This window comes from Exiguobacterium sp. TDN 0502 (assembly GCF_050846835.1).
Taxonomy (GTDB): domain Bacteria; phylum Bacillota; class Bacilli; order Exiguobacteriales; family Exiguobacteriaceae; genus Exiguobacterium_A.
The window spans coordinates 58,431-71,367 of the sequence record NZ_JBOZGJ010000009.1 but is presented as its reverse complement, the minus strand read 5'-3'; the positions used below and the strand labels follow the sequence as shown (position 1 = coordinate 71,367).

Below are 12,937 nucleotides of genomic sequence, written 5' to 3'. Positions count from 1 at the left end.
AGAATGGAAATAACTAGAGGGGGAGTGGCAGAGATGAAAGGAAGATTGTTGATCGTCGAGGATGAGCCGGGAATCCGGAACTTACTTGCACAATTGTTCCGGGCAGAAGGGTACGAAACGGACGTCGCCGTCGATGGAGAGGAAGCGATCGTCTACTTACAGGAAGCGGTATATGATTTGTTGTTGATGGATGTCAACATGCCGGGGCGGACCGGAATCGAGGTCTTACGTCATCAGGACCGGATCGGACGACGTGTCCGGACGATTTTAATGACGGCACTCGGTGAAAAAGAAGCGATGGAAGAAGCGAAACGATTAGGGGTCGTCGCCTTCTTCGGGAAGCCATTTGACATCTTCGAACTAAAAAAAGAAGTGACTGTGCAAATTTCTCACGATGTAAGCGGTTAATCCTTCACGTCGCCGTCACAAACCAAAAAACCGAGCGAAATGCTGTACGTTCCGATGAATCAGTATGTTATAATCAGTCTGAAATTGCACGAGTTCGTGTAAGCAGCGATCAAAACAGAGGAGGATGTCATTATGCCATTAGTATCTATGACAGACATGTTAAACAAAGCTCTCGAAGGTAAGTATGCAGTAGGTCAATTCAACATCAACAACCTCGAGTGGACACAAGCGATTCTCGGTGCGGCTCAAGAAGAGCAGTCACCAGTCATCCTTGGAGTATCTGAAGGTGCAGCACGCCACATGGGCGGATTCTACACTGTCGTGAAAATGGTTGAAGGTCTCGTACACGACATGAAAATCACAGTTCCAGTTGCAATCCACCTCGACCACGGTTCGAGCGTTGAAAAATGTAAAGAAGCGATCGACGCTGGATTTACATCTGTCATGATCGATGATTCGCACAGCCCGATCGACACAAACATCGAAACAACTAAAGCAGTCGTTGAATACGCTCACGCGAAAGGCGTTTCAGTCGAAGCGGAAGTTGGTACAGTTGGCGGACAAGAAGACGACGTCATCGGTGATGTCATGTACGCGAAACTTGATGAGTGTGTACGCATCGTCAAAGAAACTGGAATCGACACGCTTGCTCCTGCACTCGGTTCTGTTCACGGACCATACAAAGGTGAACCAAACCTCGGATTCAAAGAGATGGAAGAAATCCGTGACGCTACAAACCTCCCACTCGTTCTTCACGGTGGAACTGGAATTCCGACACACGATATCGAAAAAGCGATCTCACTCGGAACTTCAAAAATCAACGTTAACACAGAGAACCAAATCTCATTCGCGAAAGTCGTTCGTGAAGTGTTGGCTGAGAAACCAGAAGCATATGACCCACGCGTATTCATCGCACCAGGTCGTGAAGCAATCAAACAAACTGTCATCGGTAAGATGCGTGAGTTCGGTTCAAGCAACAAAGCTTAATCGACTCCTCTTTAAAGTGCGGTGGACTTCGGTCTACCGTGCTTTTTTCATATCATATGAACGTATATTCAATGGAAAAGAGTAGGACTTCTCGTGAAAAAAACCTATAATAGAGTCGTAAGCGATTTCAAGGGATGAAAGGGGAACGAGAAAGATGAGATTTTTCATTGACACAGCAAACGTAGAGGACATCAAGAAAGCACATAAAATGGGGATTTTAGACGGTGTCACGACGAATCCGTCACTCGTCGCTAAGGAAGGCGTCGATTTCCATACACGACTTCGCGAAATTTGTGAAATCGTCGGGGACGTCTCTGTCAGTGCCGAAGTCATCGCGCTTGATGCAGAAGGAATGATCCGTGAAGGGAAGGAACTTGCCCAGATCGCGCCGAACATTACGGTTAAGGTTCCAATGACTCCGGCCGGACTCGAAGCCGTCGCAGCACTTTCAAAAGAGAAGATCACGACGAATGTCACATTGATCTTCAACCCGAACCAAGCATTACTTGCAGCACGAGCTGGTGCGACATACGTATCACCATTCCTCGGCCGTCTAGACGACATCGGACAAGATGGAATGGGACTCGTCGAGACGATTGCTCAAATTTTCGTCGTACATGATATTCCGACACAAATCATTGCGGCATCGGTCCGGAACCCGGTTCACGTGACGAACGCAGCTCTTGCAGGCGCAGACATCGCGACGATTCCATTCTCGGTCATCGAATCACTCACACACCACCCACTCACGACGCAAGGAATCGAAAAATTCCTCGCAGACTGGGAAAAAACGCAGCAATAATCGTAGCGAAGAGAAAGGTTGATGGAACGTGGACATTTTGCATATCGTAGGGCAACAACGCCTAGAAGGAACCGTATCAATCAGTGGTTCGAAGCAAAGCGCCATCCCGTGTCTTGCTGCAGCCCTCCTGACGGATCAGACGGTCGTTCTAGAAGGCGTGCCGGAGATTGGCGACGTCGCGACGATGATCGAGATTTTGGAGACGCTCGGCGCGGTCGTGACACGTCAAGGCGATATGGTGACGATTGATCCAAGTCGGGTCGAATCGATGCCGTTGACTGGTGCGGAGACGCGCAAGTTACGCGGATCGATCTACCTTATGAGCGTTCTGGCAGCCAGATTCAAACAAGGAGTCGTCGGTCTGCCTGGAGGTTATGCCATCGGACCACGACCGATCGATTTACACATCAAAGCACTCGAGCGTCTCGGTGTTTCCGTACGTAACGAACAGGGCGTCCATTACATGCGCGTCGATCGTCTCGTCGGAAACCGGATCTATCTCGATCTGCCGTCTTTTGGAGCGACGGTCAGTGCGTTACTCGTCGCTGTCTTCGCTGAGGGAACGACTGTCATCGAAAACGCTGCCTATGACCCGGAAGTCATCGACGTCAGTACGATGCTGACGAACATGGGGGCAAGCGTCAAAGGGGCAGGGACGGACGAGATTCGAATCAAAGGCGTATCGCAACTAAGTGGTTGTCGGCATACCTTGATTCCGGACCGAATGGAAGCAGGGACATTCTTGACGATGGGGGCGGCACTTGGACGCGTCACTGTCGATAACGTCATTCCGCTTCATCTCGAGAGCGTCATTCAAAAACTCGAGCGGTACGGTGCGTTGATCGAAGCAACGGATGATTCCGTCACGGCGACGTTTCAGGATGCCAAGCCGGTCGATATTCGTGTCTTCCACTATGGTGGGTTCCCAAGCGACTTACAACCTGTCATCTCGGCAGCGTTGTTGCAAGCGAAGGGAGCGAGTATCGTCGTCGATAAGTTGTATCCGCAACGTTTCCGGCATGTGCAGGAGTTACGACGCTTGAATGCTCGAATCACGCATGAAGACGCCTCAATCATCATCCGTGGCGGTGAAAGCTTACTCGGTACGGAAATCGAGGCACCAGACCCACGCGGTGGCGCAGCACTTGTCTTGGCGGGACTTCTCGCTTCAGGGGAGACGACGCTGCACCACGCAGAAGTGCTTGACCAGAGTTACGAACGATTTGATCAGAAGTTGAAGGAACTAGGCGCCCTCGTATGGCGTGAAACGATTTGACCGATTTGTAACAAGGGAGAGGGGACATACACATGGAGAGAAGTCTATCAATGGAACTTGTACGCGTCACGGAGGCAGCAGCGCTTGCCTCTGCGCGTTGGATGGGAAAAGGATTGAAGAACGAAGCGGATGATGCGGCAACAAGCGCAATGCGTGACGTCTTTGATACGATTCCGATGAAAGGAACCGTCGTCATCGGGGAAGGCGAGATGGATGAAGCACCGATGCTTTACATTGGAGAAAAGCTAGGAAATGGGTATGGACCACGACTCGACGTCGCTGTCGATCCGCTTGAAGGAACGAACATCGTCGCAAAAGGAACATGGGGCGCACTCGCTGTCCTCGCGGTCGCGGATGCGGGCGATCTACTCCATGCACCGGACATGTACATGGATAAGATTGCAGTTGGTCCGGAAGCAGCAGGACACATCAGTCTGGATGCGACGATTGAAGAGAACATCGCAGCCGTCGCGAAGGCGAAGAACAAGGAAATCGAAGACGTCGTCGTCTCAATCCTTGATCGTGAACGTCACGAAGAGGTGATTCAACGGATTCGGGCAACAGGGGCACGGATTCGCTTGATTGGTGACGGGGACGTTGCCGGTGCGATCAATACAGCATTCCCGCATACAGGGATCGATATCCTGCTCGGTTCAGGTGGTGCACCGGAAGGCGTTCTTGCTGCCGTTGCCTTAAAATGTCTCGGTGGTGAGCTTCAAGGACGCTTGCTACCAGCAGATGAGGCGGAAGTCGCACGCTGCAAGAAGATGGGCATCGAGGATCCGTCGAAGATTCTCATGATGGACGATCTCGTCGCAGGAGACGACTGTATCTTCGCTGCGACAGGTGTCACGGATAGTGAGTTGATGAAAGGTGTCCAGTTCACGGCACAAGGCGGTCAGACACACTCTGTCGTCATGCGCGCGAAGTCTGGAACGGTCCGTTTCGTTGAAGGCATTCACTCGTTCAAGAAGAAACCGAAGCTTGTCATTAAGTAAAACAGGACGATTCCTCAAAAGGGTGTCTGAATTCACACAAAAGAGTTGGCGTTGCGGATGATCTCCGGAATGCCAACTCTTTTTGATATGTTTCGAGGAAGCAAGATGTTCATCCTCAACTCCTACAGGAAAAGGAAACGTGCTAACGTTTCCGTCAGGGTAAGGGAAGACCCGGCATTTCGCATGAGCTGCGAGATGTCGCGGCTTACCTCCCGCCTGAGGAAAGTGAGGATATGAACGTTGAGTGATAAATGAATCGTTATTTGACGATTATCGCGGACGCTGAACTTCTCCCGCTTGTCGGGTGACATACCGACGCGGTAGAAAACGCGTCGAAAAGATGTACCAGGCATTTCCGAAGCCAGGTACGATGAACGTTTTTCCCTTCATATAGCCGCGGTAGGCGATCCGTGCGACCGTCGGGGCATCCATGACACCCGGACGCAGGAACAGTCGTGACTGTTCAAGCTTAGCTGCCGATTCAAATCCGGTATGTGTCGCACCCGGACAGACGACGCTGACTTGGATCCCGGCTGGTGCGAGCTCTTCCGTCAAGCCTTCCGAGAAATGAAGGACATAGGCTTTCGTCGCATAGTAGACACTGAGCCATGGACCGCCTTCGAATGCAGCCGTTGATGCGAGATGGACGATGCGTCCTTTGATTCCGTGTGCCTTCATGCGTGAGGCATAGACCTTCGTCACATGTGTCAATGCCTCGACGTTCAAGGCAATCATATTGGACTCATCTTTAAACGAGGTCTCAAGGAAAGAGCCGAAGACACCAATTCCAGCGTTATTGATGACGCAATCGACCGAAATCTGTTCCGTTGCCCGAAACAGTGCCAATCGATGCGTATACTGCGTTAAATCGTAAGGGAAGACGGTTGCTGTTCCACCGAGTCGCTCGACATGGAATTTCGTTTCAAAGAGTGCCGTTGCATCACGTCCGACGAGCAGGACGTGATCCCCTTGTCGTGCATGGAGATAAGCGAATTCACGACCGAGACCTCTTGAAGCACCTGTAATTAAGACATGCATCCTATTTCCTCCTTATGAATGAGATGAAAAAAAGCGATCGAGCCAATGCTCAACCGCTTTGAGATGATGAATTAAAGGTAAGATCCTGCGCCGACAAGGCGTGAACCCCAGTATCCTGATTTGAAGCTTGAGTATTTAACGCCACCTGTTTCTGAGTTGACCATGCTTGACTTGCTTGTTGCGATCCCGACGTGCTGAATGCCGCTACCGTGTGAGAAGAAGACAAGATCTCCTGGTTGTACTTTTGAAACACTGACTTTCTTAGAAGAAGAATATTGTGAAGAAGACGTACGTGGTAATGTTTTGCCTGCTGCTTTCTTGTACACGTAGCTTGTGAAACCAGAGCAGTCGAAACCACGAGTCGTCGTTCCGCCCCATACATAAGGTGTACCTTTATGTTTTGCTGCTTCGTTCAGGATTTTCGTCCGTTTTGAAGAAGAACTTGTTGATTTTTTAGCGCTTGAAGATGATTTGTATGTCTTCGTGTACTGTGAGTAGACATAGCGTGTTTTACCGCCGTATGAGATTTTAGTCCAGCTGCCTGATTTGCCTTTGTATGTAAAGACTTGACCAGCGTTGACTTTCCCGACGATGCTTGCTTTCGTAGAAGGAGCTGTCCGAACACGAAGACCGTTGTCCGTGATCTTGACTTTCGTGACTGTCGCTGCTTCAACTTTACCTGTACCCATTGATGTAAAACCTGAAACCACTAAGGCTGCCGTCGCGATCGATGCTAGAAAACGTTTCATGTTAAGAATTCCTCCGTTTAATGTAGTGTATTGCGCCCGTAAGTTATATGATGAAATCATTAAGTGTTTGGTTAAGCAGTGGATCTTACAACTATGTAAGAATTTTGTCTGCAGGAATATCTTAGCACGTAGGTACATGAAAACGTTTTTTCAGTTCAAAGACAAAACAGAAGTTTTTGTAACATAACTGAAATAATATCCTCGAATATTACAAAGTATAAAACGCAAAGGATTGTTGACGACGAATGAGGGGGAAATGTGATACCTTTAGTTCACGAAAGAATGAAGATACCTCTAGAAGTATATGTAGAAGAATGCTAAATGTAGCTGAATTTATAAAGAATAGGTGAGAAATATGCCAACGACAGATAAAAAAGATAAACCGGAACGTTCCTATACATTGGCCCAGTTGAGTCAATTGACGTTAAAAGATCTCTACGAAATCGCAAAATCAAAAAATGTCCCGCAATATCGCGAAGCACGCAAGCGTGAGTTGATGTTCAAGATTTTAAAGGCTCAAGCGGAATCAACAGGTCTTTATTTCCTCGAAGGGGTGCTCGAAGTCATCCCCGGTAATCCACAAATGCAAAACGACGGCGGCTTCGGCTTCCTTCGTCCTATCAATTACTCCCAGTCCTCTGAAGACATTTACATCGCAGCATCTCAAATTCGACGCTTTAATCTACGTAATGGTGATGTCGTCACAGGTAAAGTCCGTCCACCAAAAGAAAATGAACGTTTCCAAGGGTTACTAAGTGTGGAAGCCGTCAACGGGGAAGCGCCGGATACGGCACGAAACCGTTTGTTCTTCCCGGCACTCACACCGATCTACCCGGATCGTCTGATGCGACTTGAGACAGAACCGCGCCATCTATCGGTTCGTGTCATGGACATGATTGCACCGGTCGGTTTCGGTCAACGTGGTCTGATCGTCGCGCCGCCAAAAGCCGGAAAAACATCGTTGCTTAAAGAAATCGCGAACTCGATTCAGGAGAATCATCCGGATGTCGAGCTGATCATTCTATTGATTGATGAGCGACCAGAGGAAGTGACGGACATCGAGCGATCGGTTCCGGGAGCAGACGTCGTCAGTTCAACGTTTGACGAAACACCGGACAACCATGTCCGAATTTCGGAGCTTGTCCTCGAGCGGGCAATGCGACTCGTCGAACATAAAAAAGACGTCGTCATCCTGATGGATTCGATCACACGTCTGACACGAGCTTATAACTTAACAGTGCCGCAAAGCGGACGCACACTCTCGGGTGGGATCGATCCGGCGGCTTTCCATAAGCCGAAACGCTTCTTTGGGGCAGCACGAAATATCGAGCATGGCGGTAGCTTGACGATTCTAGCTACGGCGCTCGTTGAGACAGGATCACGAATGGATGACGTCATCTATGAAGAATTCAAAGGAACGGGCAACATGGAATTACATCTCGATCGGAAATTGTCGGAGCGTCGGATTTTCCCGGCGATCGATATCCGCAAATCGGGTACACGGAAGGAAGAATTGTTACTGCCGAAAGAGCAACTCGATGCGCTCTGGACGATTCGACGGACGATGAACGAGTCGAACGAGTTCGTCGATACGTTCCTGCGTAAGATTCGCGATACGAAAAACAATGAGGAATTTTTCGTTGAGCTCGAGAAAGAAAAGAAGAAACAGGTCCGCCGCACACCGGCGAAACCACGCACCGTCAAGACGGAGACATCAACTGAAAAATAACTATTGCGACGCGTAAAAAAATCGTTTAGTATAGGAAGGTAACTTACTCTGGCTCAGCAAATGAACCAGGGCGGAAGGAGAGAAATCAACCATGAAACAAGGAATTCACCCTAACTACAATAAAGTAGTATTTATGGATTCAACGACTGAGTACAAATTCTTGAGCGGTTCTACTCGTTCTTCGAACGAAACGATCACTTGGGAAGATGGCAACGAGTACCCACTCATCCGTGTGGATGTGTCTTCTGACTCGCACCCATTCTACACAGGTCGTCAAAAGTTCAACGCGGCAGATGGTCGTGTCGATCGCTTCAACAAAAAATACGGCCGCAAGTAATAACTTGTCGGTTCTTAAAAAACAGCCTGCCTCCGTCACGGAAGCAGGCTGTTTTTGTATAGGCTGAATTGTGAACGATATGCAAGATATGTCTTCAGGACGAAGGAAAATGCGATGCCGCTGACAATTCCGATCAAGTACGGGATAGCATCCGGATGCGCCAAAATATAATCGACGATCTTATGAAACGAGATGTGACGACCGACGAAATAACCGGCACCTAAAAAGACGCTGATCCAAATAAGTGCTCCCGTATAGGCATAACTCGCAAAAACGCGAAATGGCATTTTCGAGACACCTGCAAAAAAAGCAGAAAGTTGACGAAGGCCGGGTATGTAATAACCGATGATCAAGACCGATTTCCCGTAACGACGAAATCCGGCTTCAGCAGAGAAAATATGTTTTTCCGAGATACGCATCTTCGGTCCGACCCGGTGGAGCAACGGCATACCAAGCTTTAATCCGAGCAGGTAACTGATCGTCATTCCGATGCAGCTTCCGGCGTACGCAGCAAGAATCGTACTGAAAAGGGGTAAGTTACCTTGATGCATCCAAAAACCGGACAAAATCAGCAAGGTCTCGTCGGGAACCGGTAATCCCACGATACCACCTGCGAGAAGAACAGAGAGACCAAGGGCACCATATTGGTGCAGAATGTCATGTAAGAGATGATGAATCGGGGACACCTTCTTTCGTGAGAATCTTCTTCTTCAGTGTACAGGAAATAGGGGACGGTTGGAATGAAAGGACAAAAATTCTAGGGAATGAATAATCGATATTTGATTTCCGGAAGTCAACCCTTTTTCTCAATACCGTTTCGAGCTATACTCGTTAAAGTGACTATTTTTAGAGGACGGTGTCGGACGATGATGCATGTAATAAATCAGTACGGCTGGATCGAAGTAATTTGTGGCAGTATGTTTTCCGGGAAATCGGAAGAGTTGATTCGTCGTGTCAGACGGGCGCAGTACGGCAAACTGCCCGTTCAAGTGTTCAAGCCGGCAATCGACGACCGATACCACGAAGAGCATGTCGTCTCTCACATCGGCAACTCTGTCGTGGCGATTCCGATGGCGACGAGCCGTGATCTGTACGCAGCAGTTGCACAAGAGACACAAATCGTCGGGATCGATGAAGTTCAATTCTTTGATGATGAAATCGTACAAGTCATCGAAGCGCTCGCACAAGACGGAAAACGTGTCATTTGTGCAGGACTCGATCAAGACTTCCGGGCAGAGCCGTTTGGAAAGATGCCGGAATTACTGGCACGCGCAGAGTTCGTGACGAAACTACAGGCGATCTGTCTGTCATGTGGCGATCCCGCTTCAAGAACGCAACGGTTAATTGACGGAAAACCGGCAAACTATGATGACCCGATTATCCTAGTCGGAGCGTCGGAGTCGTATGAGCCACGGTGCCGGCATTGCCATGAGGTGCCAGGAAAGCCGAAGCCGTTACAATCGATACAGCAGCAACAAGGATGAAAAAAAGACGAACCGCTTGCGGTCGTCTCGTCCTTTGATCTAGCAGCCATTCACTTCTTCACGGAAACGAGTGGCTGTTTTTTTATTACCCTATTTCCTGCGAGAAACGGTTTGATCGTTCGATGAAGCGGACCGTCTCACGAACGATTAAATCCCGGTCATGATCGAGGGTTGCGACGTGGTACGAGTTGAGAAGACAATAGCTGCGTTTATCGTTCGTTCCGATATGCCGATGCAGGTAATCCGAGCTTGACGGCGGAACGACGTGATCGGTCGCTGAGTAGAGAATCAATGTCGGCAGAAGAATCAATCCTAGGCGTTTTTTTGTTTCGTCCATTAGACGGACGAGTTCGAACGCACACCGGCTCGGAACGAGATCATAGATGATTTCGAAGGCAGATCGCTTGATGTCTGGTGCCCCTTCCGGTAAGTACTGCGGACCTTCATCAAACGAGAGTGCTTCATAGGATGGAACGGAGAGGGCGGCATTGATCGTAATGATCCCTGCGAACGGAATCCCGTCAGCAGCGAGCGATAGTGCGAGCGTCGCGCCCATCGATTGACCGACGACGAAGACGTGATCGCACGTTTCTTGTAAACGTTCATAGCCGTCTTGCAGGCTTTCTTTCCAACATCGGGCGGTCGATTGTTCGAACTCGCGGACGTTCGTTCCGTGTCCGCGCAAACGTGGCGCGTAAACAGTGAATCCTTCAGCAGCAAATGCCTCACCGACGTCGCGGACACTTTGCGGTGTCGCATTAAACCCATGACAGATTAGAATGCCGATCGGACCACCTTGAAAATAAAACGCTTCAGCACCAGTTAATACAGGATAGTTCATCATTACTATTTTTCCTCCATTCATGAAAAAAACTCGTCGACGTCACTGCTTGGACGTCCACGAGTTTTTCACCGTATCATCCAAAGCCGCGCTTTGCTGGTCGGAGCACCTTACAGATTGCAGGTTGCCGTGAAGTCCTAGAGCCAGGTCTCTCGTTCACTCTTGATAAATATCAGATTGGAATTGTCGGATTAATCATTGAGACGATGGTAGCACGACCGAAAATGACTTATCAAATCGTTCTTGACGAATGACGAATCCGTTCATTGAGTGAATCCATAACTTGTCAATTCATCGATATGCGCCAAATGGATTATTTTTGTAAAATTGGTTGACTTTCAAAGGTTCGACCCGTAATGTAAAAATTAGTTTTACGACATAAGCAACACTGCAACAACACACATAACGAATTTCATACCGCAATACTTATCCAGAGAGGTGGAGGGACTGGCCCTACGAAACCTCGGCAACAGACTCACTTATGAGCACTGTGCCAATTCCATCAGACAGCTGTCTGAGAGATGAGTGGAGTGGATTCTGCCACTGTGCGGATCCAGGTCTCTTCTTGTTTCTCAAGAAGAGACCTTTTTTTGTTGAATGAAGGGGGAAAACGGAATGATTGCATTTCATCAAGTCAAGAAAACATACGTCACGAAGGATCAGACGATTGCAGCGCTCGACGGTGTCGACCTGACGATCGAAAAAGGCGAAATCTTTGGTGTCATCGGCTTTAGCGGTGCCGGAAAAAGTTCACTGCTCCGTTGCGTCAATCTATTAGAACGACCAACATCAGGAACGGTGACGGTTGACGGAGAAGATTTGACACAGCTATCACCGAAAAAGTTACGCCAAGCGAAACAGCGGATCGGGATGATCTTTCAACACTTCAATCTACTGAATGCAAACACGGTCTTTACGAATGTCGCAAAACCTCTTGTTCTCGCAGGCGTCAAGAAAGACGAGATTCGCCGCAGGGTGACGGAGTTACTCGAATTCGTCGATCTAGCGGACAAGGCGGACCATTATCCGGATCAATTGTCGGGTGGACAGAAACAGCGTGTCGGCATCGCCCGGGCACTAGCGACGCAACCTTCCGTCCTCTTATGTGACGAAGCGACGTCAGCACTTGATCCCCAGACGACACACCATATTCTCCAGTTGCTAAAACGGATCAATGCCGAGTACGGGATCACGATTCTCTTGATCACCCATGAAATGGGCGTCATCCGAGAGATTTGCGACCGGGTCGCCGTGATCGAAGCCGGGAAGCTGATCGAGTCGGGAACGGTCTTTGATGTCTTCTCGAATCCGAAGACCGAGACAGCGCGGAACTTCGTCCGCTCCGTCATGCATGATGAGATTCCGGCATCGATTCGTCAGTTGATCGAGTCGCGGAATACACATCCGATCTATAAGATTCATTTTCTCGGACATCACACCGGGCAGCCACTCTTATCGCAAGTCGCGAAACGCTTCGACGTTGATGTCAACATCCTACACGGTAGCATCACGGAGTTGCAGGAGACACCGTTTGGCACCTTGCTCGTCGAGTTGATCGGTGAGCCGGCTGAAGTGAAACGAGCGTTACAGTACATCGATCAGGCGCAGGTGACGGTCGAGGAGGTGCTTGCCCATGCTAGTTAACTACAGTGATATTTGGACAGCATTCTTGCAGACGATGACGATGGTATCCGTCTCACTTTTATTCTCGACGTTGATCGGCTTACCACTCGGTATCCTGCTTGTCGTAACGCGAAAAGGAGCATTGCTTGAAAACGTCCCGTTGTTCACGTTCTTCAACAGTATCGTCAACATTTTTCGCTCGATTCCGTTCATCATCCTACTCGTCGCGATCATCCCGTTGACGCGCTTGATCGTTCAGACGTCGATTGGGACTGAAGCCGCCATCGTCCCGCTCGTCTTTTACGCCGCACCGTACATGGCGCGTTTGATTGAGAGTTCATTGCTTGAAGTCGACAAGGGTGTTCTTGAAGCAGCAGAAGCGATGGGAGCGACACCGTTTCAAACGATTTTCCGCTTCCTCTTACCGGAAGCACTCGGTTCACTGATCCTTAATCTGACGATTGCGACGATCGGCTTGATCGGTGCGTCGGCGATGGCAGGGGCGATCGGTGGCGGTGGTCTCGGTGATTTAGCGATCACTTACGGCTATCAACGGTTCGATACGAAAGTCATGATCATCACGGTCGGGATTCTCGTTATTTTAGTTCAAGGCTTACAGACGACAGGCAACATCGTCGCACGAAAAATCAGAAGACATTAATCAA

The 12,937-nt window shown here is 49.2% G+C and carries 14 protein-coding genes and 2 riboswitches; of the genes, 10 read left to right on the top strand and 4 right to left on the bottom strand.

The genetic code is table 11. The annotated features are described in order from the left end of the window. Positions 1-33: 33 nt before the first annotated feature. The 5 genes from ACRPK8_RS10775 to glpX all read left to right on the top strand — a co-directional run bounded on the left by ACRPK8_RS10775 (position 34) and on the right by glpX (position 4,471). The gene (locus ACRPK8_RS10775) at positions 34-408 is read left to right on the top strand and encodes a response regulator (RefSeq protein WP_053454439.1); all 375 of its coding nucleotides are present in this window, start codon (positions 34-36) and stop codon (positions 406-408) included. 132 nt (positions 409-540) lie between these two features. Then, positions 541-1,395 (top strand): class II fructose-1,6-bisphosphate aldolase, encoded by an 855-nt coding sequence (gene fba, locus ACRPK8_RS10770; RefSeq protein WP_058704156.1) that lies wholly within the window; start codon positions 541-543, stop codon positions 1,393-1,395. Between the two features lie 154 nt (positions 1,396-1,549). Next, positions 1,550-2,197 carry a fructose-6-phosphate aldolase gene (gene fsa / locus ACRPK8_RS10765; protein ID WP_023469552.1) on the top strand — a complete coding sequence of 216 codons (648 nt, stop codon included), beginning with the start codon at positions 1,550-1,552 and terminating at the stop codon, positions 2,195-2,197. Between the two features lie 28 nt (positions 2,198-2,225). Continuing rightward, a complete protein-coding gene (gene murA, locus ACRPK8_RS10760; protein WP_432238218.1) occupies positions 2,226-3,473 on the top strand; it encodes a UDP-N-acetylglucosamine 1-carboxyvinyltransferase in 1,248 nt (415 codons plus the stop codon). Between the two features lie 32 nt (positions 3,474-3,505). Further along, a complete protein-coding gene (gene glpX, locus ACRPK8_RS10755) occupies positions 3,506-4,471 on the top strand; it encodes a class II fructose-bisphosphatase (protein ID WP_432238217.1) in 966 nt (321 codons plus the stop codon). Positions 4,472-4,741: 270 nt separating this feature from the next. Here the strand turns inward: glpX and ACRPK8_RS10750 are convergent, their stop codons facing one another. Together ACRPK8_RS10750 and ACRPK8_RS10745 are read right to left on the bottom strand one after the other, a co-directional pair. Next, entirely contained in the window at positions 4,742-5,509 is a 768-nt protein-coding gene (locus ACRPK8_RS10750; RefSeq protein WP_432238216.1) for an SDR family NAD(P)-dependent oxidoreductase, read from the bottom strand. Positions 5,510-5,580: 71 nt separating this feature from the next. Continuing rightward, positions 5,581-6,258: a C40 family peptidase gene (locus tag ACRPK8_RS10745; RefSeq protein ID WP_432238215.1), complete on the bottom strand. Its 678-nt coding sequence runs from the start codon at positions 6,256-6,258 to the stop codon at positions 5,581-5,583. A 355-nt stretch (positions 6,259-6,613) separates the two neighbouring features. Between ACRPK8_RS10745 and rho the strand changes: the two genes are divergently transcribed. Continuing rightward, positions 6,614-7,987 (top strand): transcription termination factor Rho, encoded by a 1,374-nt coding sequence (gene rho / locus ACRPK8_RS10740; protein WP_432238214.1) that lies wholly within the window; start codon positions 6,614-6,616, stop codon positions 7,985-7,987. 91 nt (positions 7,988-8,078) lie between these two features. Continuing rightward, positions 8,079-8,324: a type B 50S ribosomal protein L31 gene (locus ACRPK8_RS10735; RefSeq protein ID WP_023469546.1), complete on the top strand. Its 246-nt coding sequence runs from the start codon at positions 8,079-8,081 to the stop codon at positions 8,322-8,324. A 35-nt stretch (positions 8,325-8,359) separates the two neighbouring features. Here the strand turns inward: ACRPK8_RS10735 and ACRPK8_RS10730 are convergent, their stop codons facing one another. Then, a complete protein-coding gene (locus tag ACRPK8_RS10730; protein ID WP_432238213.1) occupies positions 8,360-9,010 on the bottom strand; it encodes a DedA family protein in 651 nt (216 codons plus the stop codon). A gap of 183 nt (positions 9,011-9,193) precedes the next feature. Between ACRPK8_RS10730 and ACRPK8_RS10725 the strand changes: the two genes are divergently transcribed. Further along, positions 9,194-9,808: a thymidine kinase gene (locus ACRPK8_RS10725; protein ID WP_432238270.1), complete on the top strand. Its 615-nt coding sequence runs from the start codon at positions 9,194-9,196 to the stop codon at positions 9,806-9,808. An 85-nt stretch (positions 9,809-9,893) separates the two neighbouring features. Here ACRPK8_RS10725 and ACRPK8_RS10720 read toward each other — a convergent pair whose 3' ends face one another. Next, the gene (locus ACRPK8_RS10720; protein ID WP_432238212.1) at positions 9,894-10,652 is read right to left on the bottom strand and encodes an alpha/beta hydrolase; all 759 of its coding nucleotides are present in this window, start codon (positions 10,650-10,652) and stop codon (positions 9,894-9,896) included. Positions 10,653-10,719: 67 nt separating this feature from the next. Next, positions 10,720-10,821: riboswitch (SAM riboswitch) on the bottom strand. Between the two features lie 251 nt (positions 10,822-11,072). Next, a riboswitch (SAM riboswitch) is annotated at positions 11,073-11,177 on the top strand. Positions 11,178-11,264: 87 nt separating this feature from the next. On the opposite strand from ACRPK8_RS10720, the gene ACRPK8_RS10715 reads away from it, so the two are divergent. Then, positions 11,265-12,293: a methionine ABC transporter ATP-binding protein gene (locus tag ACRPK8_RS10715; RefSeq protein WP_432238211.1), complete on the top strand. Its 1,029-nt coding sequence runs from the start codon at positions 11,265-11,267 to the stop codon at positions 12,291-12,293. Next, positions 12,283-12,933 (top strand): methionine ABC transporter permease, encoded by a 651-nt coding sequence (locus tag ACRPK8_RS10710; RefSeq protein ID WP_029342774.1) that lies wholly within the window; start codon positions 12,283-12,285, stop codon positions 12,931-12,933. The genes ACRPK8_RS10715 and ACRPK8_RS10710 overlap by 11 nt, the downstream gene beginning before the upstream one ends. The last annotated feature ends 4 nt before the right edge of the window (positions 12,934-12,937 follow it).

Bases quoted from the DNA above. Each gene is read 5' to 3' on its own strand.
- fba (WP_058704156.1), top strand. From the start codon at position 541: ATGCCATTAGTATCTATGACAGACATGTTAAACAAAGCTCTCGAAGGT.
- ACRPK8_RS10715 (WP_432238211.1), top strand. From the start codon at position 11,265: ATGATTGCATTTCATCAAGTCAAGAAAACATACGTCACGAAGGATCAG.
- fsa (WP_023469552.1), top strand. From the start codon at position 1,550: ATGAGATTTTTCATTGACACAGCAAACGTAGAGGACATCAAGAAAGCA.
- ACRPK8_RS10725 (WP_432238270.1), top strand. From the start codon at position 9,194: ATGCATGTAATAAATCAGTACGGCTGGATCGAAGTAATTTGTGGCAGT.
- ACRPK8_RS10775 (WP_053454439.1), top strand. From the start codon at position 34: ATGAAAGGAAGATTGTTGATCGTCGAGGATGAGCCGGGAATCCGGAAC.
- ACRPK8_RS10745 (WP_432238215.1), bottom strand. From the start codon at position 6,258: ATGAAACGTTTTCTAGCATCGATCGCGACGGCAGCCTTAGTGGTTTCA.
- ACRPK8_RS10710 (WP_029342774.1), top strand. From the start codon at position 12,283: ATGCTAGTTAACTACAGTGATATTTGGACAGCATTCTTGCAGACGATG.
- rho (WP_432238214.1), top strand. From the start codon at position 6,614: ATGCCAACGACAGATAAAAAAGATAAACCGGAACGTTCCTATACATTG.
- ACRPK8_RS10720 (WP_432238212.1), bottom strand. From the start codon at position 10,652: ATGATGAACTATCCTGTATTAACTGGTGCTGAAGCGTTTTATTTTCAA.
- glpX (WP_432238217.1), top strand. From the start codon at position 3,506: ATGGAGAGAAGTCTATCAATGGAACTTGTACGCGTCACGGAGGCAGCA.
- ACRPK8_RS10750 (WP_432238216.1), bottom strand. From the start codon at position 5,509: ATGCATGTCTTAATTACAGGTGCTTCAAGAGGTCTCGGTCGTGAATTC.
- ACRPK8_RS10735 (WP_023469546.1), top strand. From the start codon at position 8,079: ATGAAACAAGGAATTCACCCTAACTACAATAAAGTAGTATTTATGGAT.